This window comes from Flavobacterium sp. GQ95 (assembly GCF_059758655.1).
The window spans coordinates 1-430 of sequence record NZ_JCAXEB010000071.1; the positions used below are offsets into that span (position 1 = coordinate 1).

General features: G+C 42.3%; 1 pseudogene. It reads right to left on the minus strand.

Features of this window, described 5'->3' with window-relative positions:
* Positions 1–333: pseudogene (locus tag AC6CH4_RS25975) on the minus strand (hypothetical protein); the annotation flags it as partial.
* Positions 334–430 lie beyond the last annotated feature (97 nt).

A 430-nucleotide genomic window follows, 5' to 3' on the forward strand; every position in this document is an offset into this window, starting at 1 on the left:
AACGGCTCCCTTCTCATCGCTAATAGCCAGGATCGAACCCTGGTAATCCCGGTGTAAATATAAATAATTTTGGGATGTGCCATCACTTTTTAATACTAGTGGCGCCGAGTACCCGTCACCGCCAATGTAGGTCAGGAATTCTGTTTTTCCTGTTTCAATGTTTTGCTTAATCTCCATGGTGCCATCAGCAGAATAGAATTTTCGCAAAGGGCGCTTTTCTTTTTCGCTCTGCGTCCCGCCATAAAACATGGCACTACGGTAATTGTCTTCATTGTAGGTAAAACTTATTTTATCTATATAATTATCATCGTTTCCTTTCTCCTCAATGGTCACCGGACTCTTAAAAGCATTATAGGTAATATTGAGTCCCAGGACAGATGCAGCATGACCAGTGGATGTTTGTGCCGTTATTGCTTTTCGGCTGCTGTAA